At 57.9% G+C, this 25,377-nt stretch carries 23 protein-coding genes; 12 read left to right on the top strand and 11 right to left on the bottom strand.

Going from position 1 to position 25,377, the window contains the following annotated elements; genetic code table 11:
- The first annotated feature begins 166 nt into the window (after positions 1-166).
- Positions 167-853: a response regulator transcription factor gene (locus Q0526_RS11985; RefSeq protein WP_298733918.1), complete on the top strand. Its 687-nt coding sequence runs from the start codon at positions 167-169 to the stop codon at positions 851-853.
- Complete coding sequence (locus Q0526_RS11980) at positions 850-2,283, top strand: HAMP domain-containing sensor histidine kinase (RefSeq protein WP_298733916.1); 1,434 nt, start codon at positions 850-852, stop codon at positions 2,281-2,283. The genes Q0526_RS11985 and Q0526_RS11980 overlap by 4 nt, the downstream gene beginning before the upstream one ends.
- Before the next feature lie 99 nt (positions 2,284-2,382).
- Here the strand turns inward: Q0526_RS11980 and Q0526_RS11975 are convergent, their stop codons facing one another.
- Both Q0526_RS11975 and Q0526_RS11970 read right to left on the bottom strand, forming a co-directional pair.
- Positions 2,383-3,570, bottom strand: coding sequence for a DEAD/DEAH box helicase (locus tag Q0526_RS11975; RefSeq protein ID WP_298733914.1), 1,188 nt, complete (start codon positions 3,568-3,570; stop codon positions 2,383-2,385).
- Positions 3,571-3,688: 118 nt separating this feature from the next.
- Positions 3,689-4,276: an RICIN domain-containing protein gene (locus Q0526_RS11970; protein WP_298733912.1), complete on the bottom strand. Its 588-nt coding sequence runs from the start codon at positions 4,274-4,276 to the stop codon at positions 3,689-3,691.
- 258 nt (positions 4,277-4,534) lie between these two features.
- Here Q0526_RS11970 and Q0526_RS11965 point away from each other — a divergent pair, with 258 nt between their 5' ends.
- A complete protein-coding gene (locus Q0526_RS11965; protein ID WP_298733909.1) occupies positions 4,535-4,942 on the top strand; it encodes a methylglyoxal synthase in 408 nt (135 codons plus the stop codon).
- A gap of 60 nt (positions 4,943-5,002) precedes the next feature.
- Here Q0526_RS11965 and Q0526_RS11960 read toward each other — a convergent pair whose 3' ends face one another.
- On the bottom strand, positions 5,003-5,557 hold the full coding sequence (locus Q0526_RS11960) for a DJ-1 family glyoxalase III (RefSeq protein ID WP_298733907.1): 555 nt from the start codon (positions 5,555-5,557) through the stop codon (positions 5,003-5,005).
- A gap of 42 nt (positions 5,558-5,599) precedes the next feature.
- The gene (locus Q0526_RS11955) at positions 5,600-6,352 is read right to left on the bottom strand and encodes an alpha/beta hydrolase-fold protein (RefSeq protein WP_298733905.1); all 753 of its coding nucleotides are present in this window, start codon (positions 6,350-6,352) and stop codon (positions 5,600-5,602) included.
- Between the two features lie 137 nt (positions 6,353-6,489).
- On the opposite strand from Q0526_RS11955, the gene Q0526_RS11950 reads away from it, so the two are divergent.
- Positions 6,490-7,533 carry a PTS transporter subunit IIC gene (locus Q0526_RS11950; RefSeq protein ID WP_298733903.1) on the top strand — a complete coding sequence of 348 codons (1,044 nt, stop codon included), beginning with the start codon at positions 6,490-6,492 and terminating at the stop codon, positions 7,531-7,533.
- A 376-nt stretch (positions 7,534-7,909) separates the two neighbouring features.
- Here Q0526_RS11950 and Q0526_RS11945 read toward each other — a convergent pair whose 3' ends face one another.
- The 5 genes from Q0526_RS11945 to Q0526_RS11925 all read right to left on the bottom strand — a co-directional run bounded on the left by Q0526_RS11945 (position 7,910) and on the right by Q0526_RS11925 (position 13,536).
- Entirely contained in the window at positions 7,910-8,908 is a 999-nt protein-coding gene (locus Q0526_RS11945) for an SGNH/GDSL hydrolase family protein (protein ID WP_298733901.1), read from the bottom strand.
- A gap of 31 nt (positions 8,909-8,939) precedes the next feature.
- Positions 8,940-10,508 (bottom strand): MBOAT family O-acyltransferase, encoded by a 1,569-nt coding sequence (locus tag Q0526_RS11940; RefSeq protein ID WP_298733899.1) that lies wholly within the window; start codon positions 10,506-10,508, stop codon positions 8,940-8,942.
- A gap of 36 nt (positions 10,509-10,544) precedes the next feature.
- The gene (locus Q0526_RS11935; RefSeq protein WP_298733897.1) at positions 10,545-10,778 is read right to left on the bottom strand and encodes a phosphopantetheine-binding protein; all 234 of its coding nucleotides are present in this window, start codon (positions 10,776-10,778) and stop codon (positions 10,545-10,547) included.
- A 74-nt stretch (positions 10,779-10,852) separates the two neighbouring features.
- Positions 10,853-12,274 (bottom strand): amino acid adenylation domain-containing protein, encoded by a 1,422-nt coding sequence (locus tag Q0526_RS11930; RefSeq protein WP_298733896.1) that lies wholly within the window; start codon positions 12,272-12,274, stop codon positions 10,853-10,855.
- A gap of 185 nt (positions 12,275-12,459) precedes the next feature.
- Positions 12,460-13,536, bottom strand: coding sequence for a branched-chain amino acid aminotransferase (locus tag Q0526_RS11925; RefSeq protein ID WP_298733894.1), 1,077 nt, complete (start codon positions 13,534-13,536; stop codon positions 12,460-12,462).
- Between the two features lie 210 nt (positions 13,537-13,746).
- Between Q0526_RS11925 and Q0526_RS11920 the strand changes: the two genes are divergently transcribed.
- The 3 genes from Q0526_RS11920 (at position 13,747) to Q0526_RS11910 (ending at position 15,990) form a co-directional block, all read left to right on the top strand.
- A complete protein-coding gene (locus Q0526_RS11920; RefSeq protein WP_298733892.1) occupies positions 13,747-14,406 on the top strand; it encodes an HAD family phosphatase in 660 nt (219 codons plus the stop codon).
- A 134-nt stretch (positions 14,407-14,540) separates the two neighbouring features.
- Entirely contained in the window at positions 14,541-15,152 is a 612-nt protein-coding gene (locus Q0526_RS11915) for an ECF transporter S component (protein ID WP_298733889.1), read from the top strand.
- A 184-nt stretch (positions 15,153-15,336) separates the two neighbouring features.
- Positions 15,337-15,990 (top strand): NAD(P)H-hydrate epimerase, encoded by a 654-nt coding sequence (locus Q0526_RS11910; RefSeq protein WP_298733887.1) that lies wholly within the window; start codon positions 15,337-15,339, stop codon positions 15,988-15,990.
- On the opposite strand, the gene Q0526_RS11905 is transcribed toward Q0526_RS11910, so the two are convergent.
- Complete coding sequence (locus Q0526_RS11905; protein WP_298733885.1) at positions 15,978-16,889, bottom strand: LysR family transcriptional regulator; 912 nt, start codon at positions 16,887-16,889, stop codon at positions 15,978-15,980. The genes Q0526_RS11910 and Q0526_RS11905 overlap by 13 nt on opposite strands.
- Before the next feature lie 136 nt (positions 16,890-17,025).
- Here Q0526_RS11905 and Q0526_RS11900 point away from each other — a divergent pair, with 136 nt between their 5' ends.
- The 3 genes from Q0526_RS11900 to Q0526_RS11890 all read left to right on the top strand — a co-directional run bounded on the left by Q0526_RS11900 (position 17,026) and on the right by Q0526_RS11890 (position 20,223).
- Positions 17,026-18,417 (top strand): alanine/glycine:cation symporter family protein, encoded by a 1,392-nt coding sequence (locus Q0526_RS11900; RefSeq protein WP_298733883.1) that lies wholly within the window; start codon positions 17,026-17,028, stop codon positions 18,415-18,417.
- Between the two features lie 140 nt (positions 18,418-18,557).
- Positions 18,558-19,007 carry a low molecular weight protein-tyrosine-phosphatase gene (locus Q0526_RS11895; protein ID WP_298733881.1) on the top strand — a complete coding sequence of 150 codons (450 nt, stop codon included), beginning with the start codon at positions 18,558-18,560 and terminating at the stop codon, positions 19,005-19,007.
- Between the two features lie 16 nt (positions 19,008-19,023).
- Positions 19,024-20,223 carry a hypothetical protein gene (locus Q0526_RS11890; RefSeq protein WP_298733879.1) on the top strand — a complete coding sequence of 400 codons (1,200 nt, stop codon included), beginning with the start codon at positions 19,024-19,026 and terminating at the stop codon, positions 20,221-20,223.
- A 63-nt stretch (positions 20,224-20,286) separates the two neighbouring features.
- On the opposite strand, the gene Q0526_RS11885 is transcribed toward Q0526_RS11890, so the two are convergent.
- Positions 20,287-21,606, bottom strand: a complete 1,320-nt coding sequence (locus tag Q0526_RS11885; protein ID WP_298733877.1) for a Sapep family Mn(2+)-dependent dipeptidase — start codon at positions 21,604-21,606, stop codon at positions 20,287-20,289.
- Positions 21,607-21,823: 217 nt separating this feature from the next.
- Between Q0526_RS11885 and yfcC the strand changes: the two genes are divergently transcribed.
- Positions 21,824-23,341: a putative basic amino acid antiporter YfcC gene (gene yfcC, locus Q0526_RS11880; RefSeq protein ID WP_366522098.1), complete on the top strand. Its 1,518-nt coding sequence runs from the start codon at positions 21,824-21,826 to the stop codon at positions 23,339-23,341.
- Positions 23,342-23,677: 336 nt separating this feature from the next.
- Positions 23,678-25,377, top strand: a 1,700-nt coding sequence (locus Q0526_RS11875; RefSeq protein WP_298733875.1) for a fibronectin type III domain-containing protein, incomplete at its 3' end; no start/stop codon positions are given.

The following is a 25,377-nucleotide window of genomic DNA, read 5'->3' as shown; positions in this document are numbered from 1 at the left end:
TTTGGCGGTTTTTCCAATCCTTATTATACACACAAGCGGGCTACGGCGCAAGAAAAATGCCGGAAAACCGCCACTTCGTTCTTTTTTTATCCACAATTATAGGCTATAATAGAGTGTATAGTGGGGTTGTGCAACGACAGCGCCACAGAAACGGAGGGACAATAGAATGGCCAACGAGAAGATTCTGGTTGTGGATGATGATAAAAATATCTGCGAATTGCTGCGCCTGTATCTGGTGAAAGAGGGCTACAACGTCACGATGGCCCACGACGGCAATGCCGCGTTGAGCGAGTTTGATAAGCTGCATCCCGATTTGGTGCTGCTGGATGTGATGATGCCGGTGATGGACGGCTGGGAAGTCTGCCGCAAGATCCGCGCCAAGGATAACACCCCCATCATCATGCTGACGGCCAAGGGCGAGACCTACGACAAGGTACTGGGTCTGGAGCTGGGAGCCGATGACTACATCGTAAAGCCCTTCGACGCCAAGGAGGTCACGGCCCGCATCAAGGCGGTGCTGCGCCGTTCTTCCAAGGAAGAGGACAACAAGGGCGTCTATGATTTTGACAACTTGCACCTCGACATGAACCGCTATGAGCTGAAGGTCAAGGGCAAGGTGGTGGAAGCGCCGCCTAAGGAGCTGGAACTGCTGGCTTGCTTGGCCGGCCACCCCAACCGGGTCTACACCCGGGACCAACTGTTGGACGAGGTATGGGGGTTTGAATACTACGGCGACTCCCGTACCATCGATGTACATGTCAAGCGCCTGCGGGAAAAATTGGAAGGTGCCTCCGACCAGTGGAACCTCAAGACCGTTTGGGGCGTAGGCTATAAGTTTGAGGTACGGGAATGAGCCGCCGCAATACCATTAGCCGGGAATTTTTCTCCACCATTGCAGTGGTGCTGGTTCTGGGGCTCAGTGTGATGTGTGCCATCCAGACTGCACTGTCGGCTGCCTACTTTGTCAACGAGCGGCGCATGGCGCTTACCGCCATTCTGGACGGAGCCAGTGCGCTCAGCAACCGGTTGGCCGAGGACGGCAACGTCGTTACCAAGCCGCTGGGGGATGAACGGGCGCAGGAAGCCCGCAAGGGATTCGAGCTGTTCAACACTACCTCGGGGGCTTTGGTCTTTGTGGCCGCGCAGGACGGCAAAGTACTGCTGCATACCGACGGCGCTGAATTTGCCCAGCAGTACGTGCCCAAGGAACTGCTGGACCAAATGGACCGGGGCGAGGACGTTTTTACCACCGGCACGCTAGGCGGTGTGTATACCGGCAAGTATTACACTGCCGGACGCCGGGTGGATATTGACGGAACGGCAGGCTATCTGTTTGCAGCCAGCCCCATGACGGCGCTGGGGGCCTACATCGTGGATATGTTGGTGATGTTCGGCATCTCGGCGGCTGCGATTTTGCTGCTGTGCAGCCTGTTGTGCTGGGTGTTGGCCAAGCGGATCACCGGCCCCATCGAGGACATCAGCGAGGCAGCCCGCCGTCTGGGCAGCGGGGACTTTACGGCCCGTGCCCCGGTGGATGGCTGTGTGGAGTTGGCGGAATTTGCCACCACCTTCAACAATATGGCTATGCGCTTACAGACCATCGACAATTCCCGGGGACAATTTATGGGCAATATTGCCCACGAGCTGCGCACCCCGATGACTACCATCAAGGGGTTCATCGACGGTATGCTGGACGGCACCATCCCGCCGGAAGAAAACCAGCATTACCTGACCATTGTTTCGCAGGAAACAGGCCGTCTGGCCCGGCTGGTACAGAACATGCTGGACATCACCAAGCTGGAAGCCGGGGAGGTGCCCATCCATGCCCAGAACTACGACCTGTGGAAAACCGTGACCGATGTGGTGCTCAGCGATGAGCAGCGCATTGAGGACGGCAAGATCGACATTCAAGGGCTGGGCGGCCCGCCGCTGATCATCCACGCTGACCCGGACTTTGTCCATCAAGTGGTGTACAACATCGTGGACAACGCCATCAAGTTTACCCCGGCGGGGGGGACCATCTCCTTCTCGGCCCACAAGCAGGGCAACATGGTGGAAGTGTGTATCGAGAATACCGGTGCCGGTATCGCACCGGAAGCGCTGCCCTTTGTCTTTGAGCGCTTTTATAAAGAGGACCGCTCCCGCGGTATGAACACCCGGGGCAGTGGTTTGGGACTGCATATCTGCAAAATCCTGATCAACCTGTCGGGCGGCAAGATCCATGCCGAAAGCGAAGAGGGCAAATGGTGCCGCTTCGTCTTTACCCTGCCCGCCGGAAACTGAAAAGGAACCTGAGCAAACAAAACCCGCGTTCACAGATCTCTGTGAACGCGGGTTTTTGTGTTGTTGGATGGGGAAAGCGGCGCGGCCGCCTACTTTTGCTTAAAAGTAGGCTTTGATCTGGAAACGGTCCTGCGGTTTGTTCTCCTCCACGATGAGCTTTTCGTGGTTGAAGTCAAATTTAACGGCCTTGCAGTCCTCCAGATTGCGGGTCAGGCGCAGCAGTTGATCCACCCGTTTCTGCTCCTCCTTGGTGTAGAACAGGTAGCTGGCGCCCTCCCTGCGGGCGCGGCCGGTACGGCCGATGCGGTGGGTGTAGTGCTCATTCTCTTCGGGCACATCATAGTTGATGACCGCGTCAATATCGGAAACATCGATGCCGCGGGCCGCCACATCGGTGGCCACCAGAACCGCGATCTCCCCGGCCTTGAACCGGGTCATGATGCGGTTGCGTTCCGCCTGCGACAGGTCGCCGTGAAGACAATCCACATTAAAGTTCAGCCGGGCTAGCTGGTTGGCCAGCATACCGGTGTTGTACTTGGTGTTGCAGAAGACCATCACCCGCTTATACCCTTCCGAGATGATGAGCTGGGCCACATCGGCCAGCTTATCCCGGCCGGTGGTCAGCAGCTTATACTGGGCGATCTTGGGGCTGGAATCCTCCACGGGCTGTACGCTGACTTCGGCGGCGTTGTGCTGGTACAGCCAACCGATGTCCAATACTTCCCGGCTGATGGTGGCCGAGAACATGGACAGGCTTTTGCGGTGCTTCATCAGGTCGATGATGTGCCGCACGTCCTTGTAGAAGCCCATGTTCAGCATCTCGTCGGCTTCGTCCAGAACCACCGTTTCTACGTCGGACACATCGATGGCATGATGACGGTAGTGGTCCATCAGACGGCCCGGGGTAGCCACCACGATCTGGCAGCCCGCCTTTAACTGGCGCTGCTGCTTGTCCATGCCGGCGCCGCCGTAGACACAGACGATCTTGATGTCGGGCAAAAACTGGGCCAGTTTGGCAAGATCCTGTGCGATCTGCTGGGCCAGCTCCCGGGTGGGGCTTAGGACGACGGCCTGCGGCTTGCAGGAGGTGGGATCTACCTTGGACAGGATGGGAATGCCGAAGGCAACGGTTTTGCCAGTGCCGGTAGGGGCCTTGGCGATCATATCGTGGCCGGCCAGCATCAGCGGAATGGCTTTTTCCTGAATCTCGGTCATCTCGGAAAAGCCCATCGCCTGTGTGGCGCGAATAATCTCGGGTGCCACGTTGGTAAGCTCGGTAAACTGCATAACGTTTGTACTGCCTTTCGTGACTTTTTACGATTTCTTTCTATTATAACAGGCTTTTCAGCACCCTGCAAGATGAGGAAGGCCCCCGCCAAAGCGGGGGCCTTCCCAAACTAGAGGGTTATTTGTTTTTACTGGCCCGGCGGGCAGATTTGCCGCTGGCCTTTTTCCCAGTCTGGGTGCGGGTGGTCTTGGCGGCCTTTTTGGGCGTTGCCTTGGCGGGCGGCGGTTCGATGGGCTTTTCCATCAGCCGGTCCGGTACCGGCTCCAACTTCCAAAGCTGGTTTTCGCCCGACACATCCTGCCAAATCTGGGCTTGGGTGCCGTTTTCTACCCGCATGCCTACCAGATCGATGACTTTGTCGGCCAGCACGTTGCGCAGCTTGACTTTACCGCCGCCGGCATCTACGATCTGCCAGCGCTGGCCGGCACCGGATGTCTGGCTCCACTGGTGGATCCAAGTGCCGTTGACCACGCCGGACATGGCCAGATCCATCACCTTGCCGGTAAAGCGATTCTTGATGCGGTATTCGCCTTCTCCGGCTTCCTCAAAACGCCATTGCTGCCAGGGCTGTCCCTCGTAGCTCCATAGCCGCACCGAGGCACCGTTCTCGGTGTTGAAATCGGCCACCTCCAACACCCGGCCGTTGGCAGCGGCGATGGTATAGCATGCGTCGGGACGAATGATTGTCTGGGCAGATTTCCTCATGGTAGATCCTCCTTTGACAGGGCATCGAAGAAAACCCTGCCGTTATTTTCTCTATTATAACATGGACACCGCGCGCGGTTTTGCCAAACTTTGCAAAGGACTTTTGGTCAAAACGACAACTTCTTCCTTGAAAAGAAGGGCTTTTTTGGGGCTTTCTTTGTGCCGGTACTTGCAATTTGTGCAAAATTAGCTTATCATATAAAAGATAGCATTGTTTTTGGGACCAAGGAGGGTCCCATAGAGGGAGAGAGTATCGTCATGAGGATCGCTTTGATTGCCCACGATTCCCGCAAAGAATTGATGGCACAATTTTGCACGGCGTATGTGCGCATCCTGTCGCAGAATGATCTGATCGCCACAGGTGTCACCGGCAAGATCGTGCATGATGCCACAGGGCTGCCGGTGCGCTGTCTGTATCCGGGCGGTCGCGGCGGCGCCGAGCAGGTGGTTGCCATGATCGGCTGCGGAGAAGTGGACATGCTGCTGTTCTTCCGGGATCCGGTAGGAGCCAAGCCCGGGGAACCCAACGACGCCACGCTGCTGCGTCTGTGTGATATGCACACCATTCCGGTGGCCACCAACATTGCCACTGCCGAAGTGCTGATCCACGGTCTGGAGCGGGGCGATCTGGCGTGGATCGAATTGCAGCGGAATCGAAAATCATAAAGCGGATTAAAAAAGAGCCTGTCTCCGGTTTGGCCGGAGGCAGGCTCTTCTGCGTTTGTGTTATTGATAGACGATGGCTTTCTTGACCCGGTCAGAGGCTTCTCCGTCGGCCAGCAGCCGTGCCAATGCCAGAGCAAAGGGAATCGCGGCACCCAGCGCTTCGCCAGTGACGATGTTGCCGTCGATGGTCAGCGGCAGCCCGGTGTAGGAGGCGCCGCCCTCCGTCAGGGCCGCGTCCATGCCGGGGTAGACGGTGGCTTTCTTACCGTTCAGCACCCCAAAGGACGCCAGCACGGTGGGGCCGGCGCAGATGGCAGCCACGAGCTTGCCGGCTGCGGCGAAGTCCTGACAGACCTTGCAAACCGTAGCGTCGGCCTTCAGGTTGTTTACGCCCGGAATACCGCCGGGCAGGATGCAGGCGTCGTAGGCGTTGTAGTCGACCTCCTCAGCCAGCGCATCGGCCACCACATGGACTTGCCGGGCGCTGGTCACGGTCTGCTGGCCGCCCACGGCCGCAATGGTCACCTCCACGCCGGCGCGGCGAAGAATATCCACGCAGAGCAGGCCTTCGCATTCCTCCAGGCCGGGGGCAAAAAAGATAACAGCTTTGGACATGGAAACTACCTCCTTTAGGGATCTAGTATAGCGAACGGCTGGTTATTGCCAGCCGAACAGAAAACGGAAACAGCGGTCCAATTGGCGGCGCCAATCCGCCTCGCAGTGCCGTCCGTCCATCTGAAAATAGGGGTAGACCGCTGCGCCTTGTGCGGTGAGCAGCCGGGTTACGGTCAGGGCGTTGTCGGTGTATTCTGCCAGTTGGTGCTGGTCCCGGGCTTCCAGTTCGCCCCAGCTCAGATAGACCCGGGTATCGGGTGCAAGGCGGGTACGGCGCAGATCGTCGGTCAGGGACTCCATGCAGAGCCGCACCGACGGCGACAGGCAGGCCGCCTTGCTGAATACGGTGCTGTAGAGCGCTACGCCATACAGGCTCATCAAGCCGCCCATGCTGGAACCGCCCAACGCCGTATGGCTCCGGTCGGGCAGGGTGGGGTATCGCTCGTCGATCCAAGGTTTAAGCTCCTGCACTAGCCAGTCCAGATAGGCTTTGCCGGTGCCGTGGATGCCGTCGAACCAGTTCGAGTCGTAGGGGCAATATTCTTCCAGCCGTTGGTTGCCTTCGTGGTTGCATTCCGGCGCCACCACAATGGCCTCGGGGTGGGCATCCAGATAGTCTTTCAGTCCCCAACAGGTGCCGTAGGTGGCGGTAGAGTCAAAAAACAGATTGTGACCGTCGAACATATAGACCACCGGATACCGCTTGCCGGCCGTCTGCCAGTCATCGGGCAGATACAAAAAAACGTTGCGGTCCAGACCGTAGGGGGTGATCCGGGTGGTAAAGGTTTCGACCATAGAACCCTTACTCCTTTTGACAAAATGGATTTCTATGTTTTATTGTACCGCATTCCGGTGCCATTTTCAATCGGCGGGTTGCAATTTATAGCGTGCGGTGCTAAAATACCGTTAAATTTGAGGAGGGTGGAAAATATATGGAAGCGGTACAAACCTTTTTTCGACGCAAAGATGTAATTATCTCGGCGCATCGGTATGGTATCGATGCGATGGGAGCCATGGCGCAGGGACTGTTTGCCAGCTTGCTGATCGGTACCATCATCAAGACGCTGGGGGAGCAGTTGGGATGGGCCTTTCTGGTGGCTGCCGGCGGCTATGCCACCGCAGTGGCCGGACCCGCTATGGCGGCTTCCATTGGGTATGCGCTCCATGCACCGCAGTTGGTACTGTTCAGCCTGATCGCGGTGGGCGGCGCTGCCAATGAACTGGGCGGTGCCGGCGGTCCCTTGGCGGTTTACTTCATTGCCATTGTATCGGCGGAATGCGGCAAGCTGGTCAGCAAGGAAACCCGGGTGGACATTTTGGTCACCCCGGCGGTGACCATCCTGATGGGCGTAGGGCTCAGCGTTCTGTTTGCACCGGCCATTGGAACAGCGGCCAGCGCGGTGGGCAGTGTGATCATGTGGGCCACCGAACTGCAGCCGCTGCTTATGGGCATCATCGTATCGGTCCTGGTGGGCGTGGCGTTGACGCTGCCCATTTCCAGTGCGGCCATCTGTGCGGCGCTGGGACTGACCGGATTGGCCGGTGGTGCGGCAGTAGCAGGCTGCTGCGCCCAGATGGTAGGCTTTGCGGTGATGAGCTATAAAGAGAACGGCGTAGGGGGACTAGTCAGCCAAGGATTGGGCACCAGCATGCTGCAGATGCCCAATATTCTGCGCAATCCGCGCATCTGGATCCCGCCCACACTGGCTTCGGCCATCACCGGACCCTTGGCTACCTGCCTGTTCCATCTGGAAATGAACGGTCCGGCGGTGTCCAGTGGTATGGGGACTTGCGGTTTGGTGGGCCAGATCGGTGTCTATACCGGTTGGGTTGAGATGGGCAAGACCGTCACGGCTTTTGACTGGGCAGGATTGGCGCTGATTTGTTTTGTGCTGCCGGCGGTGCTCAGTGTGGGGTTCTGTGAATTGCTGCGCAAAAAAGGCTGGATCCGGGAAAACGACCTGAAATTGTCTTGAAAATACAGATACAGCAGAAAAGCGCCGGTCCCAACGGACCGGCGCTTTTTGTGCCACAAAATAAAAACGGGACGGCCACTGCCCCGTCCCGCCTTTAAAAGAAGGAGAAAAACAGAACGTCTTGCCGCTCCTGCATCGAACGGAACCCACCCCTCTACAAGTGGATGCCCTTCCTATTGACCGGCAGGGCGCTCTGGTATTCTTCCTCTTGTGCTAGAAAGCGTTTCCACAAAAAACGCTTTGGTACGGCGGTGCGTACCCAACCGTTCCAAAGCGTCGTTGCTTTCTATGCCCTTATCATACACGATTTCGACAAGGTTTGCAAGAGGAAAAACTGTATAATGTGCTGTAAAAAGATAGCTGTCATTTGTGCAAATTAAACAAGGCTGGCGTTCTCGCAGACTTTCTGATCGATCGTTGACCGTTGGTCACGATAGGTCTGGGCGTCGCTGTCCCAGCTTTCGTAGCCGGCGGTGCCGCGATGATCCGTCAGATCGTAGTGGGCCATCAGGTAGCCGCCCAACGCCTCGGTAACTTTTTGGGCTCCCAACCAGTTCAGATGGGTGCCGCCGTCGGCGGTATCGGTGGCCCAGTCAATGCCGGGATTGGTTTTCGGCATATTAAAATCCAGATACGGTACGCCGTTTTCCTCGGCAAAGGCGGCAATGCCGTTGTGGCGGGCCAAATTCCAGCCAACTGCTGCCGGTACCGTGACCAGCAGCACCTCACTGTCGTGTTCGGCGCAGAGCTGCAAGATGCGCTGCATATACCATTTCACCAAGAAGGGAATCGGCTCGCTGGCACCGGTATCGTACATATAGTCCGTGTTGGGGCGGCCGGCTACATCGGTGATGGGGGTGTACCCCTTGTTCACATCCCGCCAACTGTAATCCTTTTCGGTGAAAAGATTGTCCGGCGTCAGATATTTCCAGTTGTCATGAAAGCGCAGCAGCGGCAGCAGTTCGTCGGCAATGTCTCCGACGGCGCTCTGCATATAGGTTTCGCTGCTCTTCTTGGAGTAGGCGGGAGCGGTGCAAAGCACCACCACTTTGGGGTTTTGTTCCTCATAGATTTGAAACAGACGATAATAGATGTTGTACATCGACAGCCAGCCTGCGGCGTAGGTGTAGCCGGTGATGCCGTGCTCGTCGTACCATTTCATGGGGGCGATGCCCTGCGCGGCGTTGGAATCCCCCAACACCAACACATCAATGGTATCAAAATCTTCCCCCAGAATACCGCCCGCCGTGTAACCTTCCAGATAGCGGTTGGATTGGGGCATCAGGTAGTGGCCGGCGGCCAGTACCAGCATCAACAGTACCAGCAGAAAGGCAACGATGCGCAACCCGTTTCTTTGCCAGTTTCGTAAAACCATACAAGGGTACTCCCGTAGATTGTCCGCCCGGTCAGAACTGGGCGTAAATGAACGCCGCCGGGTCGTAGTTGTCGCCGTAGGCGCCGAAAATCATCACCGTCAGCATGGCGCCGCAGTAGACGGCCCACCGCAGAGGCAGCGGACGACGGGCCAGTGCCTGCCGGATAGAAACGCCCCGCTCGTGGAGCAGGTCCACCGCCAACAGGACCACTGCGCCGACCACCAGCACCCACAGATCTTGCTGGTCCAGCTTGATCAGCAGGCTGCCCTCGTAGGGGCGAGTCAGACTGGCCAGCATATCCAGCGCGGCCCGGGTACCGTTGGAGCGGAAGAGCAGCATGCCGAAGTTGACCAGCACAAAGGTGCGGGCCATCTGCCATAGGGCATAGCCGCGCCGGGTGCGCCACTGGGGCAGTTTGGGGCAGAGCCGCAGCAAAAGGGGTTCGGCGGCTTCCCCCAGCCATTGCAGAAAGAAATAGTAAAGACCGTACAGGACATAGAGCCAGCCAGCGCCATGCCAGATCCCGATGGCCAGCCAAGTCAGTAGCAAACCGGCCCAGACCGGCAGGCTGCGGCCCAGCGCAGCGCCAAACCGGGTACGGCACCATTTGCCGAACCGCAGCATGGGCTTGCTGACGATGACCGGCTGGAACAGGTATTCCCGCAGCCATGCGCCCAAGGTGATGTGCCAGCGGCGCCAAAATTCGCTGACGCTGCGGGCAAAGAAGGGCTGGCGGAAGTTTTCTGCCAGCGGTACGCCGAAGCATTCGGCGGCACCCAGCACCATGTCCATACAGCCCGAAAATTCGGCGTAGAGCTGCAAGGTGTACAGCGAGGTGGCCACCACCACGGCGGCGCCGGAGTAGGCGGTCCAGTTGTCGAACACGGCTTTGACGTACATGTTGGCACGGTCCGCAATGATGAGCTTTTTCATCATGCCCCAAAGAATGCGCTGCACGCCAAAGGTAAAGGCATGATAGTTGGGTTTGGGCGGGTCCAGCAGCGTGGGGGAAACCTGTGCCCAGCGGTCGAAGGGGCCTTCCACCACGTGGGGCCAGAAGCTAAGGTAGAGCAGTACCTGCCAATAATGATCCGCAGGTTGGGCTGCACCGCGGCGCACATCCAGCAGGTAGCTCAGCGCCATCAAAGTAAAAAAGCTCAACCCCACCGGTTGCAGCAGAGTGGGGGCGGATACCTGCCACCCGAAGGGCAGCAGGGCCAGCACGCCGTTCATGGATTTGACCAGAAAGGGCAGGTATTTCAGCCAGACCAGCAGCCCCAGCAGACCCGCTGCGCCGGCAGCTACCACGCTTTTTTGCAGGACGGTAAACTGCTGTTTGGCGGCTTTGCGGGCCGCAGGCTCCAGCGTAGGCACAGTGGCCGCTTGTAAGGTCTGAAGGCGACCCAGTACCCGGCCAAGCTGCCAAGTTAAGGCGGCGGCCAGCAGCAGCCAAACGGTGTAAGTCCCGGCCATCATCCAGTAGAAGACCAGACTGCCGCCCAGCAGTGCCGCCGGGCGATACCGTTGGGGCAGTACCGCCCATGCCACCCAGCACAGCGGCAAAAAGATAAATAAGTAGGTAAATGAGTTATACGCCATACAATGACTCCCTTACGGAGAGCAGAACCGGAGGGCTCAGTCTTCCAGCCGGTTGACCAACGCCAAAATGGCGTTGGCGGTGTGGAAGTTTTCTTCCTTCAGGTCCAGCGGGCTGATCTCCAGATCCCACTCTTCGGCCAAGGCCATGACCATCGACATGATGTCTACCGAATCCAGTAGGCCGGTACGCACCAGTTCCTCGTCGGGGGTCACTTGCAGACCGGGTTTGACTTCTGCCAGAATGTTCATGATTTCTTCGATGGTATGCATAGATTATTCCTCCTCACAGTATGCGCGCAACTCGGCGCGGTCGATCTTTCCGTTCTGGTTTTGGGGCATCGCCTTCAAGCGGCGATAGAGCCCCGGCTGCATATAGGTGGGCAGCCGCTCTTCCAACCGGGTCCGAAGCGCTTTCTCCAATTCCTTGCTGCCGGTGAAAAACAATACCAGTCTATCCCGGGGGCGTCGTATACGCAGGCACAGCTCTGCAATCCCGGCTGCCCAAAGGCGGCTGTTTCGATCTCGCCCAGTTCAATGCGGTAGCCCCGGTGTTTGATCTGGTTGTCGGTACGGCCCATGTATTGCAGCAGACCCTCCCCGTCATACCGCACCAGATCGCCGGTACGGTAGATGGTCTCGGGATAATGGGACTGCAGCGGGTTGGGACAGAACCGCTGGGCGGTTTTGTCGGGCATATTGTAGTATCCGGCGGCCAAAAAACTGCCCCGCACACACAATTCGCCTACCTCTCCGGGCGCGGCGGCCCTGCCATCTTCGGTCAGTACCAGCAGACCGCAGTTATCGCAGGCGCGGCCGATGGGCAGCGGCTCATCGTCGGCAAAGTCGGCACAGATGTCGGTGGTCTCGGTGGGGCCAAACAGGTTGGCAAAAATCGCCTGCGGATAGTGGGCCCGCCAATAATTCAGATAGGGGGTGGGCATCGTTTCGCCTGCAAACAGGATGGTGCGCAGCGGCGGCAGTGCGGTATAGTCCAGCGCTTTCCAGCGTACCACGCCGCCCAAAGCGGAGGGCACCCAGTAGAGGGTATTTACCTTGCGGACCGTCAGGTAGTCCAGCAGTTGAACCGGGAAAGAGAAGAGCCGCTTGGGGATCACCTGCAGCTCGGCCCCGGTGCGCAGGGCGGCGTACAAATCGGTCACCGACATGGAAAAATAGAAGGGCGTCTGGTTGCCGAACACGGTGGTCTCGTTGACGTCGAAGGTCTCGGCGGCCCAAGAGCTGTAAGCCAGTACGGCGCGGTGGGGAACAGCTACCCCTTTGGGGGCACCGGTGGAGCCGGAGGTGAAGAGCACATAGGCCAAATCGGTGTCGATGGCCTGCCCCCGCAAGGTTTGCAGCAAAAAGGGGTCCGGCGGCTGGGCCAGTCCTTTGGTCAGATCCCATACCGGGCAGGATAACCCCAGCGCCAGCGCAGCGTCATGGTGGGCGGCGTCGGTCACCAGCAGCACCGGTTCCAACTGATCGGTGATCCGCCGTACCCGTTCAGGGGGCTGGGCGGTGTCCAGCACGGTATAAAAGCTCCCGGCGGCCAGCGTTCCCAGCATGGCCAGCAGGCAGGGCACTTCGTGGTCCAGATACAGAGCCACCGGGCGGTGCTGTACCCCTTGCTGTGCCAACGCAGTACCGATGCTCTGCACGGCCTGCTGCACCTGTCCCCATGTCAGCGTACCGTGCTCATCCCCGAAGGCGGGGTGGTCGGCCCAGCGGGCAGCGGTATGGTCCAACAATTCCAGAAGATGTTTCATGACCTGTTCCTTTACACAAAAATCGGGTGACCCGGCAGGGGGGACCCGCATGGATTTTCACCAGTATACCATATTTTTATTATAAAAAATGTAAAGAAATCAAGAAAAAGCGCACAGGAATGCGTTTTGAACACTCCTGCGCGCTTTTTGATGGTGTAATTTTACAAAAATGGCCAATGGCCGGTTTACTGCGGATCCACCGGTACGATCCAGCCCTTGGTATCGGGCAGCTTGCCCCACTGGATGCCGGTCAGCGTGTCATAGAGCTTCTGGGTCAGCTCGCCGATCTTGCCGCCGCTGATGTAAGCTACCTTGCCCTCCCAATCCAGTTCCTTGACGGGGGAGACCACGGCAGCGGTGCCGGTACCGAACACTTCTTCCAGCTTGCCTTCGTCGGCAGCCTTCATCACGTCGGCGATGGCCAGCTTGCCTTCGATCACTTCGTAGCCCCAATCCTTCAGCAGTTCGATGATGGAGCGGCGGGTCACGCCGGGCAGAACAGTGCCGGTGCAGGCAGCGGTGTATACTTTGCCGTCGATCTTGAACATGATGTTCATGGAACCGACTTCCTCGACATACTTCTTTTCCACGCCATCCAGCCACAGGACCTGACTGAAACCGCGCTCCTCGGCCAGCTCACCGGCCTTGATGGAAGCCGCATAGTTGCCGCCGCACTTGGTGAAGCCGGTCAGGCCCGGGGCGGCACGGATGTACTCGTCTTCCACGTAGATGCGGACCGGGTCAAGACCCTCGGCATAGTAAGCGCCGGAAGGCGAGCAGATGATGGCAAAGCGGTAATGCTTGGCAGCGTGTACGCCCAGACCTACGTCGGTGGCTACACAGAAGGGACGGATGTACAGCGAGGCACCGTCGGAATGGGGGACCCAATCCCGGTCCACGTCCACGATGGCCTTTACGGCCTGCACAAAATCCTCCGGCGGAATGGGGGGCATCCCCAGACGGTCGGCAGAATCATTGAAACGGTTGGCGTTGCACTCGGGGCGGAACAACTGAATCTTGCCCTCCGCGGTGCGGTAGGCTTTCATACCCTCAAAGATTTCCTGCGCATAGTGGAACACCGTGGTGGCGGGGTCCATCTCCCACGGGCCGTAGGGAACGATGCGGGCGTCGTGCCAGCCTTCCCCTTCGGTATAATCCATCAGGAACATATGGTCGCTGAAGATTTTGCCAAAGCCCAATTTGCTCTCGTCCTGCGGCTTCGCCTTGGGCGCAGTCGTTTTGGTGATCTTGATGTCCAACATGATTTACACTCTCCCTGTTTATCACATGCCGCCAGGCGGGCCGCCGCACAGCAACCCGGATGCAGTTTAATCAATTATAGCGCTCTAAAGCGGTAAAAACAAGCCCCAATTTGCAGCAAAATTTCTCAAGGAGCGGCGGTTGCGGCAAAGCGAAAAATGCGGTACAATGGGCGTACAATACCGAACAAGAGAGAAAGGACGGCACCTTTTATGATAAAAGGCGTGATTTTTGATATGGACGGCCTGATGTTCGACACCGAACGTCTGTGGGATACCTTCTGGGACCCTGCCTGCGAAGCGCTGGGCGTACCCATGCCCGAGGATCGGGCGGCTTTTTATGCCAGCGGCCGGGGTCTGGCGGGACAGTATTTGGTGGAGCATGTGCAGAAGTATTTTCCGCAGGTGAACCCCCAGCGGATGCTGGATAAGGTCTGGCAGATCGGCAACGAGCGGTTTGCGCAGGGCGTGCCCTGCAAGCCGGGACTGAAGGAACTGCTGGCCCTGCTGGAAGAGCGCGGCACGCCGCGGATCGTAGCCAGTTCCAGTCCCCGCAATATGATTGAACAAAACCTGCAAACCACCGGCACCGCCCGGTACTTCCACGATATTGTCTGTGGGGCGGATGTCCAGCACAGCAAACCTGCACCGGATATCTTCCTTGAGGCGGCCCGCCGTCTGGGGCTGGACAGCCACGACTGTCTGGTGTTGGAGGATAGCTTCAACGGGGTGCGTGCCGGTCATGCGGCGGGGGCTGTGACGTTGATGGTGCCGGATCTGGCCCAGCCTGACGAGGAGATCCGCCAGTTGTATAATGTGTGCTGCCATGACCTGTACGAAGTACGGGATCTGTTGCTGGCAGGAAAACTGTAAACCAATCCAATTTTTGCCGCCGGCCGCTTGTAACGCGGCCGGTTTTGCAGTATACTGGGGGATGGCAGCCCTAGGCTGTACATTTGCGCTGTACTCCCGATATGTAGGAGACGGCAGCAGGAGGAAAATTGAATATGAAAAATCGTACCAACGTCCGTTGGCTCACCCAGCTTGCGCTGCTGGTGGCCATCTTGCTTGTGATGAACTACACGCCGCTGGGCTACCTGCAGGTGGGGCCGCTGTCCGCGTCGCTGCTTTCGCTGCCGGTAGCTATCGGTGCCATGACGATGGGCCCCACGGCGGGCGCTCTTTTGGGGGCGGTGTTCGGCATCACCAGTTTCTTGCAGGCTATGGAGGGCAAAAGCCTTTTGAGCGCCGCCATGTTCAACGCCAGCCCGGTGGGAACCTTTGTGGTATGCGTGGTGTCCCGGGTACTGATGGGACTGTGCGCGGCATTGCTGTTTAAGGCGCTGTGCAAGCTGCTGCCCAAACAGGAAAAGTTCTGCTGCTTTGCCGGGGCGCTGCTGACCGCCGTGCTCAACACCGTGTTCTTTATGGGCGCGTTGGTACTGCTGTTTTACGACCTGCCCTATGTGCAGGAACTGGCGCAGGGCATGGGGGCTACCAACGTCCTGATGTTCGTCGTACTGTTCGTGGGGGTTCAGGCTATTGTCGAGTGGGTACTCTGTTGCTTGGTGGCTGGTGCCGTCACCGTGTCGGTACGTAAATTCCTGAAATTGAATTGATTTTGCGTTCGGGTATTCTTCCCGAACGGTACACTCTCCCAATACACCGCACCGCCCTGCATCTTATCAGGATGCAGGGCGGTGCGGCTTTTTTTCGGCGGACTCTTGTGTATACTATCTTCGCTGCGCTACAATACAAAAAAGGTCCTTTCTTAGCTTTGAAATCCCAAAGGAGGAAACGCCCATGAAAAACCAAGCCATTGTCACTGCCGCCCAGATGAAACGCATCGAACAAGCGGCCAACGAAGAGGGTTTTTTGTATCTGCAAATGATGGAAAATGCCGGCCGTGCGGTCTGGGCAGAATTGACCCGGCGGTTCCCCAAACCCGGCCGTATGTTGGTGGTGGCCGGTAAGGGCAACAACGGCGGGGATGGATTTGTCATTGCCCGGGTGGCGGCCAAGGATGGTTGGCAGGTGCAGGTCTGGTTGGCGGAAGGGGAGCCCAAAACGCAGGATGCCCAGACCAACCGGGTCCTGTTGGAAGATTTGCCGGTGGAGATCCTGCCCGAAGCCCAACTGCCGGAAGCGGCGGGATGGGATGTGGCAGTGGACGCCTTGTACGGTACGGGATTTCACGGGGCGCTGCGTCCCGCGGGGCAGGCGGCCTGCGCCCTGCTGTGCCGCGCCCGGCAAGCGGGAGCGTTCTTGGCGGCGGTAGATCTGCCCAGCGGGGTGTCTGCCGACAGCGGGCAGGCTGCTGAAGGCGCGGTGGAAGCGGATCTGACAGTGGCGCTGGACAGCCGCAAACCGGTGCATATCCAGCCGGAGGCAGCTCGCCGGTGCGGAGAAACCGTGTTGGCGGACATTGGGATCCCGGAGTGTTGTCATAGGGTTTGATCGGGCTGTTGGGCCGTGCCGATGTGTTCCCGCATAAGGCTGAGGAATTGCTCGATCTGCGGGGTGATCCACTTGTTGCGATGGTAGACGAGCTGGCTCCACATCTGAATCGAAGGTGCGTCCACCGATAGGATGGTGAGGGCGCCGCTCTCCAGATAAGTTTGCACAACGTAGCGCGGCAAAAAGGAGAGTCCCGCGTGGTGCAGCAGCATGTCCACGATGATGCCGGTATTGCCGGTCTCTAAAAACGGATGCAGTTCCAAACCGCGGGCAGCCAATAGCTGCTCCAAATCATAGCGGTAGCTGATGCCCCGTTCCGTCAAAACCAACGGTTCGGCAAGGATGGTTTGCAGGGGGATCTGCTGCTGCCCCGCCAGCGGATGATCGGCAGGGGCGACGAATACGATGGGTTCGGGGCGCTCCAGCACTTTGTTCCACTCGGGGAAATCCGTCTTTTTGTCCAAAAAGTAGAGCAAGTCCACATCATTGCGGCGCACCATATCAAACAAAACGGGAATGGTGCCGGTATGAATGCTGGTTTCCACCAACGGATAGCGGGCGTGGTAGGCCGAAAGAATGGGCGGCAGCACGCTGATGGAGAGGGATTCGGCGGTGCCGATGCGCAGCCGGCCCGAGGGCTGTGCACCCTGCCGAATGAAGGTCTTGGCGTTTTGTGCCACACGCAGCAGTTCTTGGGCGTGGGGAATAAATTGCAGCCCGTGTTCAGTGAGTTGGATGCGGCGGCCAAAGCGTTCAAACAGTTGGGTGCCCAACTCCTGTTCCAACTGCTGGATCTGTACCGTGACGGCGGCCTGAGAATACCCCAGTTGTTCGGCCGCACGGGAAAAACTTTGCAATTCCGTAACCCGCAAAAAGGTGGCGACGGTACGCAGCTCCATACGATGCCTCTCTTATTAAAAAAAGTAAACGATTTTATAAAAAGCATTCGTTTCACAAATACTTGGTTCTATGCTACACTAGTACGATAAGAAATGCAATACGACTCGCAAAAGAAATGAGAGGAAGACATCCGTCATGGCCCTATTTCAAGCTGTGTACCAACTGCTCTGGGGAGATTTGGTGCAGATTCCGCTGCCGGGAGGCAGCACGCTGGGACTTTCGCTGCTGGTAATGATTTTGGTGCCGGCAGGGGTCTATTTTACGGTGCGTACGCGGTTTTTGCCCTTCCGTCTGTTTCCAGAGATGGTCCGTGTTACGCTGTCCAATAATAAAAAGACCGAACATGGGCTTTCCGGTGTGCAGGCGCTGATCGTTTCCACCGCATGCCGGGTCGGCATGGGCAATCTGGTGGGCGTGGTGGCTGCCATTTCGGCCGGTGGCGCGGGCGCTGTGTTTTGGATGTGGATTATGGCGCTGCTGGGATCCTCCACGGCGTTTGTTGAGGCGACGCTGGCCCAGCTTTATAAGGAAAAAGACCCCCTGTACGGCGGGTATCGGGGCGGCCCGGCCTACTATCTGCATGCCTTGTTTGTGCCCAAAGGCAGCCGTCGCAAACATTCGGTGGTGGCAGTGCTGTTTGCTCTGTCCGGTTTGATCTGCTGGTGCGGCATCAGTCAGGTCACCAGCAATTCCATTTCGGCTTCCTTTGAAAACGCGTTCCATATTCCGCCGCTCTACTCCACCCTTGCACTGGTGGCGGTGGCTGCCATCATTGTGCTGCGCAAAAATGCCACCGTTCGGGTGTTGGATATTATGGTCCCCGTGATGGCTGCCTGCTATTTCTTCATCACTATTTTTATCATTGTAAAAAATGCGGCGCTGCTTCCGTCGGTGTTTAGCCAAATTTTTGCCGAGGCTTTTGGCCTGCGTCAGGTGGTGGGCGGCGGCATTGGTGCCGTTATTATGAACGGCACCAAGCGGGGCCTCTTCTCCAACGAGGCAGGCTCCGGCTCGGCTCCCTGCGCGGCCGCAGCGTCCCACATCGACCATCCGGCCAAGGCGGGCCTTTTGCAGGCGCTGGGCGTTTTTATCGACACGCTGGTGATTTGCAGTTGCTCGGCTATGATCATGCTGCTTACGCCCTCTGACATTACCGCCGGGCTGGAAGGCATGGACCTGCTGCAGGCGGCTATGAACTACCATCTGGGGGAATTTGGCGTGGTGTTCATTGCGGTGATTCTTTGGCTGTTCAGCCTGTCTACCTTCTTGGGCATCTTGTTCTATGCCCGGTCAAACGTGGCGTACCTGTTCGGGGATCGCTGGGGTGCCCAGTTGGCCTATAAACTCTTGGCCTTGGTCATGCTGTTTATCGGCGGGTTGGCGACCTACCAGTTTGTCTGGGATCTGGGAGATGTAGGCGTCGGCCTGATGACGGTGTTCAACATGATCGCGCTTTTTCCGCTGGCCCCCAAAGCGCTGGCCAGCCTGCGGGACTACGAGCAAAACTGCATGTCCCATAAATCTTGATGGCATCTGGGCGGAGAACCTTGGTTCTCCGCCCGGTTTTGCAATGCAACCTTCCGCTCGAAAAAATTTACAAGTAAAACGCTAGGCTAGCAACAGTTGTCTGCGGTATACTATTTACAAGAACGGAAAGGAAAGGTACGATGACAAAGATTCTGTTTGTTTGTCACGGCAACATCTGCCGCAGCCCGATGGCCGAGTTTGTGATGAAAGATTTGGTGGCAAAGGCGGGACTGTCCGAATCGTTCGAGATTGCCTCCGCGGCTACCAGCACCGAAGAAATCGGCAACCCGGTCTATCCGCCGGCGCGGCGCAAACTGGCCGAGCATGGCATCTCCTGCGCGGGCAAAACGGCCCGGCAGATGACCCGGGCAGATTATGAGGCGTATGACTTGCTCATTGGTATGGACCATGCCAATCTGCGCAACATGACGCGGCTGTGCGGCGGTGACCCGGCGGGCAAAATTCATGCGCTGTTGGACTATACCGACCGCCCCGGCGAAGTGGCCGACCCCTGGTATACCGGCAATTTTGAGGCAACTTGGCGTGATGTGTACGAAGGCTGTACAGGGTTGCTGCATAGCCTTTTATAAGTAGGAGGGCAATGCCATGAAATCCCTGTCGTTGACACTTCCGGCTCTGCTGCTGGCGGCTTTGACTGCCTGCAGTCCGTTGTCTGCGCCCGAGGCAACCCCTACGCCCACTGCGACCCCGGCGGCGACGGCGGAACCCACGCCAACACCCACAGCGGTGCCTACGCCGACACCGGACCCCAGTGCCGGGCTGGAATACGAAATGCTGACGCTGCCCACAACGCCCCAGCCGCCCCATCTTTATGATGGGGAATTTCTAACCCGGGACGAAACCCAGACCGAACGCAGCAATGGCTATGCGCTGATCGAGGCTTTGTATACCAACGACGCCGACAAGCTGCGGGGGGCTCTGTCCGATTCGCTGCTGGACAGCGGCCTGCCGCTGCCCGATTTGACGGGCTTGGTCATCACGGACATCTTTTTGGCGGGCGGTACCTACGATGTACCCATGGCGGCGCTGACCATCGCAGATCCCGGAGCCACCGGACTGCCTGCGGGCAATCATGAGTTCCACTTCTCTTTTGATGAAGAAGGCAAGGTAGACGGATTTTCGATGCTGAATGGTGACTTGCAGGACGATGCAGCCCGGGGCATGGGGCTGGAACCGGGTGTCTGGGTGTCGCTGGGGAGTCTGGATGTGACGGATACCCGCAAGGACAATGTGTATCTGACTTCCGCCACACGGGTAGTGGGGCGGAAACGGGATGCACTGGGCTTTGCGGTGGAGGAGGTACGGGCCTTTTCCATCACCGAGCGTACCACCTACGACGGAGACAACAATCTGGTGGAATACACCATGACCTCCTGCGAGGAGGTGCCGGGAAACTGGCCGATGCCACAAGATCGGAACGACTGGTACACGCAGCCTCCGACAGACAACTGTCTAAGCGATGCACAACTCCAGTTAGTGACCGACCAGTTGAACACCCTGTTTGCCCAACTGCGGGACGGAACCTATACATGGGAATGGGAGGATGATCCGGACAAAGCCGTGCTGGACCTTTGGGACCCGGCCCGACCGGTCCCGGTGGAAGTGACGCCTGATGTGCTGCGCAGCGATGTACTGCAATATTCCAATCCCGATATTGCGCCCAAGACCCGTGTCTGGGTGCCCCTGCCCGATGGCTGCTGGGCGGTTTGCCTTTTGACCGAGGAGGAGCAGGTGGACCTGTTTACAGGCTTCTCTTTTGCGCTGGCAGCTCCGACGGCTGCATAATTTGCCAAAACGAAACCCCCGGACGTTTTTTCGTCCGGGGGCATTGTTTTGGGCAAAAGTAAGTTAGTCTGCCAATACCAGATAGGTGAAGGCCCGACGGTATACTTCGGCGGCCTGCATCAGTTTGATGATGGAAACGCGCTCGTTGGGCTGATGTTCGGTGGTGGGGCTGTGGGGCATATTGGCGCCAAAGGCAACGCAGTTGTCAAAAGCACGGGCAAAGGTGGCGCCGGCCGAGATATACGGCTCGGTTTTGGCGTCTCCGGTCACTTCCCGGTAGGCCCGCAGTAGTTGCGTCACCAAAGGGCTGTCCTGTGCTACATGGATAGGGCGCAGCCAGTCAAATTCCTCCACGGTCAGGTGATAGGCGGCGGCTTTCTCCCGGACCAAGGCGAGGATCTCCTCTTTTTGGCGGGTGACGGGCAGACGCAGATCCAGTCCCAACATGGCGCCCTGTGCATCCAGCGTGAATTTGCCCAGATTGACGGTTACCGGACCGGAAAAATCCGAAAGATCTTTGTCGGTGAAGCCTTCAAACCGGAACTTGCCATCCAATACGTCGCAGGCAAAGGCGATGGCATCATGGGTATATCCGGCATGGCGCAGTGCCCGCAGCAGGTTCAGGTTGGCGCTCACGCCCTTCCACGGATTTTTGGCGTGGGCTGTCAGGCCTTCGGCGCAAAGCTGTGTCTCGGTAACATGGAAGGGCAGATCCAGCGCCCGCAGCGCATGTTCCACGGCTTCGTCACGGGAACACTCAGCGTGAGAGGATACTGCGTTCATGCTGTCGCCGCCCTGACACGCCAGTGCGAACGGCTTGTCAGAGTGGAGCTTCAACTGCAAAAGCCCCTTTTCCGCGTAGGTCAAGGGGAAGGTGGAATCCGGAACGAACCCGGCGGTGGGCAGTTCCTCCCGCGCGCAGTAAGCGTGAATGGAATCCCACATGGTTTCCTCGTCGATGCCAAAGATAAAGCGGACGCGCTTGTTCAGCTTGTGGCCTTCGTCCAGCAAGGACTTTAGGGCATAGACCGCCGCCATGCTGGGGCCTTTATCGTCCTGCGTGCCGCGGCCGCAAAGCCAGTCCCCCTGTACCACCGGGCAGAAGGGGTCGTGGTCCCAGCCGTCCTCTTGCCGGGCCTGTACCACATCCAGATGGCACAGCACGCCGAACAATTCACCTTCGCCCACTTCGGCATAACCGTACATGCCGTCGGGGGCTTTAAAGGTATGGAATCCGAGGCCTTCCATCAAAGACAGGGTTACGTCCAGACAATGGTCCACTGCGGGACCAAACGGATAGTCTGTGCTTTCGGCAAAAACCGAGGGGATCGCTACCAGACGGCTGATGGCGGCAATCATCTCGGCACGATAGGTGTTCATCATGACAATGTTGCTCCTATGGGTCAATTTTGATGCGCTCATCCTATAAAAACGCACATCTAGTGCCATTATAGCGGTAAAAGGGCAACTTTGTAAACTCTTTTATGAGTTTGCATTGCATTTTTTTGCATTTTACGCTAAGATAGGAAAGCGCTTGGCGCGGTGGTGCGTGTAAAATGTGACCGCGGCGCTGAATTTTATGCAGGAAGTGATAGGAAAAGTGGAGAAACAAAAGAAAAAAGCCATCCGGATGCCTCACACCTATGTGATCATCTTTGCGGTGGTGGTACTCTGTGCGGTGCTGACCTACTTGATCCCTGTGGGTAGCTTTCAGACAGAGGAGGTCACCTATATGGTGGGCTCCTCCGAAAAAAGCCGCACCGTCATTGTGCCGGACAGTTTCGCCTATGAGGTGGACGAGGCCGGCAACCGAGTTCGGGAAGGCGTACCCCTTTTCGGCACCGAGGACTTCGGCGGGCAGGGCATGCTCAACTATGTGTTTGAGGGTTTGACCTCCGGCGACAAGACCGGCAGTGCGGTGGGCATTGTGGCCTTTATTTTGGTCATCGGCGGTGCCTTCGGTATTGTGATGCGCACCGGTGCCGTGGACGCGGGAATCCATGCGATGATCCGCAAAACCAAGGGGCGGGAGATCATCCTGATTCCCGTACTGTTTGCCCTGTTTTCGCTGGGCGGCGCCGTGTTTGGCATGGGCGAGGAGGCCATCCCCTTTGCGATGGTCATTGTGCCGCTGACCATCGCCATGGGCTATGACGCCGTAGTGGCGGTTTGCATCACCTACGTGGCCACCCAGATCGGTTTTGCCACCAGTTGGATGAACCCCTTCGGTTTGGCCATTGCGCAGGGCATTGCCGGGGTGCCGGTTCTGTCCGGTGCCGCATTCCGCATCGTGATGTGGACGGTGTTCACGCTGGCCGGCATCACGTATACCATGGTATACGCCCGCAAGATCAAGCGGAACCCGCTGGCTTCGGTGTCTTATGAGAGCGATGCCTATTACCGCAACCAGATGGCCGAGAAGGATGCCGCTGCGGCCCCCTTTACATTGGGGCAGGCGCTGGTGCTGCTGACCATCTTGGTCACCATCGTCTGGACGGTCTGGGGCGTTGTGGTAGAGGGATACTACATCCCCGAAATTGCCTCCCAGTTCTTTGTCATGGGTCTTGTGGCCGGCATCATCGGCTGCGTGTTTAAGCTCAACGGCATGCGTGCTTCGGACATCGCCTCCTCCTTCCAGAGCGGCGCCGCCGATCTGGTGGGCGCTGCGCTGGTGGTCGGCATGGCGCAGGGCATCGTGATCGTGCTGGGCGGTACCGACCCCACGACCCCCAGCGTTATGAACACCATCCTGTACACCTTGGGCAACCTGCTTCACGGTGTGCCCGGCGTGCTGGCCGCGTGGCTCATGTATGTGTTCCAGAGCTTGTTCAACTTCGTGGTGGTCTCCGGCTCCGGACAGGCGGCTTTGACCATGCCCATCATGGCGCCGCTGGCCGATCTGGCCGGTATCACCCGTCAGGTGGCGGTGCTGGCCTACCAGCTAGGCGATGGCCTGACCAACCTGATCGTCCCCACCTCCGGCTGCCTGCTGGGCGTGCTGGGTGTGGCACGCTTGGAATGGGGCAAATGGGCAAAATTCCAAATTAAAATGCAGGGCATGCTGTTTGTACTGTCCACTATTTTTGTGGTGGTGGCTGTTATGATCGGCTTTGCCTAAGCAAACAAAATAGTCCTTGCAAACGGCGCATCTGCCCCTAAAGGGTGGGTGCGCTTTTTTTGCGACAAACTATTAAACTTATTATATGGATTCTTATTTTTAGAATCAAAATAAAAATGGAAGAAAACGGAAATAACGCATCTACGATATAAAGTGGTGCCTCTGGAAGAATAAAAAAATATTTTATAACAAATTCATTTTAGGACTTGATTTCCTATTATTTTTATAGTAGAATGTGCGCTGCGGCAACGCAGCAAGCAACAACAAAGAACCGCCATTTTGAACGGATGCAACAGGAAAAAATGGATGTGTTCCACAAAGAAAGGATGGAATCAAGTGAAAAGAGCCATAGCCACCTTGTTGAGCCTCAGTATGATGTTCAGCATCCTGGCGCAAGGCCCGGTCGCGTATGCAGAGGGGATCGACGGATCGATCACTGCATCGCAGGAGGAACAGCTCCCCCGGGATGATGCAGCCCAGCCGGAAGGGGAAACCCTCCTGACGACGGCTACCCCCGAAACCGGCATCGACGAGTCGGAACCCGACACCCCGCCGGAGGAGGAACTGCCCGAAGAGGAAGCTTTGGAGGAGGAGATCCTTCTCCTAGAAGAGGAAGAAATCCCTTCCACCGTCCCGCAGCATACGGCGGGGGTGGAAGTTACCGTATTGGCAGGTCTGCCGCTGCAAGGCGATGCAGAGCTGACCGTGACGCTGGCCGGAGAAGGGGAGGAATACAGTCAGGCGCTGACCCTGTCGGCGGCCGATGCCGAAGCCTCGGTACGGTTCAGTGAACTGCCCAATGGCAGCTATACGCTGAAGGTGTCGGGCGGTGGATTTGCCCGTTATACCCAAACGTTGAAGGTGAAAGACCTTCTCTATGAAGTCCAGTTGTGCGCCGGACCGCTGCGCACCGGCGCTTATGCCGAGGGGCGGCCCCATCCCGGCGTGCTCTTGATCGGCGATGCCGACGGCAACGGTCTGCTGGAGCAGGCGGACGCCGACGAAGTGATCGATGTCATCGAAGGTGTCCACCAGAATGACGGGGCGGACTTGGATGGCAGCGGCACGGTAGATCTGGTCGACCTGCAGATGCTGGCCGATAGTTTGACCGATCCTACGCAGGTGCTTTCCACCATCTGCACCAAGATTCCCGAGGTGCTCACCACACCTCAGCAGGAAGAGGGTACCGAGGTCCAGAGCGGTTCCTTGGAGGACCTGCTCACCGGCAGCACGTCGGTGACGCTGCAGCCCGCCTCGCAGCAAGCGATTTCGGAAGAAAACCCTGTCTCGGTGAGCTTTGACTTTACCCAGACGGAACAGGCCGCGGTGGAGATGCAGGGCATGGTTCTGCAAACGCCTACCCAGAGCGAAAACGCAGTCAGCGGCGCTACGGTGCTGGTCCAATACGAAAAGGACGGCCATACCGAAACGATGGAAATTCCGGTGGTGTCCACCGCTTTGGCGCGGGCCGGCGGTGTGGCGATGATCCAGCCGGACGGCTCCATTGTGGTGGACTTCGGCGGACAGATCGCGGTTAAGAAGGTCACCATCAAGATCACGGCGGTGGCCAACAGCGGCAATCTGGCCGAGATCACCAAGGTGGATTTCCTCAATGATATAGAAAGCCGCATTCCGGCCCCGGAGATGAACGTGCCGGCAAACCTGACCGCCGAACCCGGCAGCCAGACCTTTGTGCTGCGCTGGGACCCGCAGGTCAACATCACCGGCTACGAAGTCAAAATCACCCTGAACGGCGAGACCGAAACGCTGCGCACCGCAGTGAATACCCTTGCCGTCAGCTCCTTCCGCGGTGGCAAGATCCAAAACGGCCAGACCTACACCGTGCAGGTTCAGTCCGTCAACGGTGCATGGAGCAGCGGCTATGGCGAGACGGTCACCGTGACGCCCAAGGCAGACAAACTGCCTGCGGCGCCGGATGCCCTCACCTTGACCGGCCGCTTCCAGCGCATCGAGGCGTCTTGGAAGGACATGAAAGACACCGAAAACTATAACCTGTACTACCGTTTGCAGGGAGA

The organism is uncultured Subdoligranulum sp. (assembly GCF_937890665.1).
The sequence above is the reverse complement of the archived record's forward strand: the minus strand, read 5'-3'. Positions and strand labels throughout refer to the sequence as shown.

Bases quoted from the DNA above. Each gene is read 5' to 3' on its own strand.
- Q0526_RS11900 (WP_298733883.1), top strand. From the start codon at position 17,026: ATGGCCCTATTTCAAGCTGTGTACCAACTGCTCTGGGGAGATTTGGTG.
- Q0526_RS11920 (WP_298733892.1), top strand. From the start codon at position 13,747: ATGATAAAAGGCGTGATTTTTGATATGGACGGCCTGATGTTCGACACC.
- Q0526_RS11975 (WP_298733914.1), bottom strand. From the start codon at position 3,570: ATGCAGTTTACCGAGCTTACCAACGTGGCACCCGAGATTATTCGCGCC.
- Q0526_RS11910 (WP_298733887.1), top strand. From the start codon at position 15,337: ATGAAAAACCAAGCCATTGTCACTGCCGCCCAGATGAAACGCATCGAA.
- Q0526_RS11970 (WP_298733912.1), bottom strand. From the start codon at position 4,276: ATGAGGAAATCTGCCCAGACAATCATTCGTCCCGACGCATGCTATACC.
- Q0526_RS11980 (WP_298733916.1), top strand. From the start codon at position 850: ATGAGCCGCCGCAATACCATTAGCCGGGAATTTTTCTCCACCATTGCA.
- Q0526_RS11895 (WP_298733881.1), top strand. From the start codon at position 18,558: ATGACAAAGATTCTGTTTGTTTGTCACGGCAACATCTGCCGCAGCCCG.
- Q0526_RS11905 (WP_298733885.1), bottom strand. From the start codon at position 16,889: ATGGAGCTGCGTACCGTCGCCACCTTTTTGCGGGTTACGGAATTGCAA.
- Q0526_RS11925 (WP_298733894.1), bottom strand. From the start codon at position 13,536: ATGTTGGACATCAAGATCACCAAAACGACTGCGCCCAAGGCGAAGCCG.
- Q0526_RS11915 (WP_298733889.1), top strand. From the start codon at position 14,541: ATGAAAAATCGTACCAACGTCCGTTGGCTCACCCAGCTTGCGCTGCTG.
- Q0526_RS11930 (WP_298733896.1), bottom strand. From the start codon at position 12,274: ATGAAACATCTTCTGGAATTGTTGGACCATACCGCTGCCCGCTGGGCC.
- Q0526_RS11965 (WP_298733909.1), top strand. From the start codon at position 4,535: ATGAGGATCGCTTTGATTGCCCACGATTCCCGCAAAGAATTGATGGCA.
- Q0526_RS11960 (WP_298733907.1), bottom strand. From the start codon at position 5,557: ATGTCCAAAGCTGTTATCTTTTTTGCCCCCGGCCTGGAGGAATGCGAA.
- Q0526_RS11885 (WP_298733877.1), bottom strand. From the start codon at position 21,606: ATGATGAACACCTATCGTGCCGAGATGATTGCCGCCATCAGCCGTCTG.
- Q0526_RS11985 (WP_298733918.1), top strand. From the start codon at position 167: ATGGCCAACGAGAAGATTCTGGTTGTGGATGATGATAAAAATATCTGC.
- Q0526_RS11890 (WP_298733879.1), top strand. From the start codon at position 19,024: ATGAAATCCCTGTCGTTGACACTTCCGGCTCTGCTGCTGGCGGCTTTG.
- Q0526_RS11935 (WP_298733897.1), bottom strand. From the start codon at position 10,778: ATGCATACCATCGAAGAAATCATGAACATTCTGGCAGAAGTCAAACCC.
- Q0526_RS11945 (WP_298733901.1), bottom strand. From the start codon at position 8,908: ATGGTTTTACGAAACTGGCAAAGAAACGGGTTGCGCATCGTTGCCTTT.
- Q0526_RS11955 (WP_298733905.1), bottom strand. From the start codon at position 6,352: ATGGTCGAAACCTTTACCACCCGGATCACCCCCTACGGTCTGGACCGC.
- Q0526_RS11950 (WP_298733903.1), top strand. From the start codon at position 6,490: ATGGAAGCGGTACAAACCTTTTTTCGACGCAAAGATGTAATTATCTCG.
- Q0526_RS11940 (WP_298733899.1), bottom strand. From the start codon at position 10,508: ATGGCGTATAACTCATTTACCTACTTATTTATCTTTTTGCCGCTGTGC.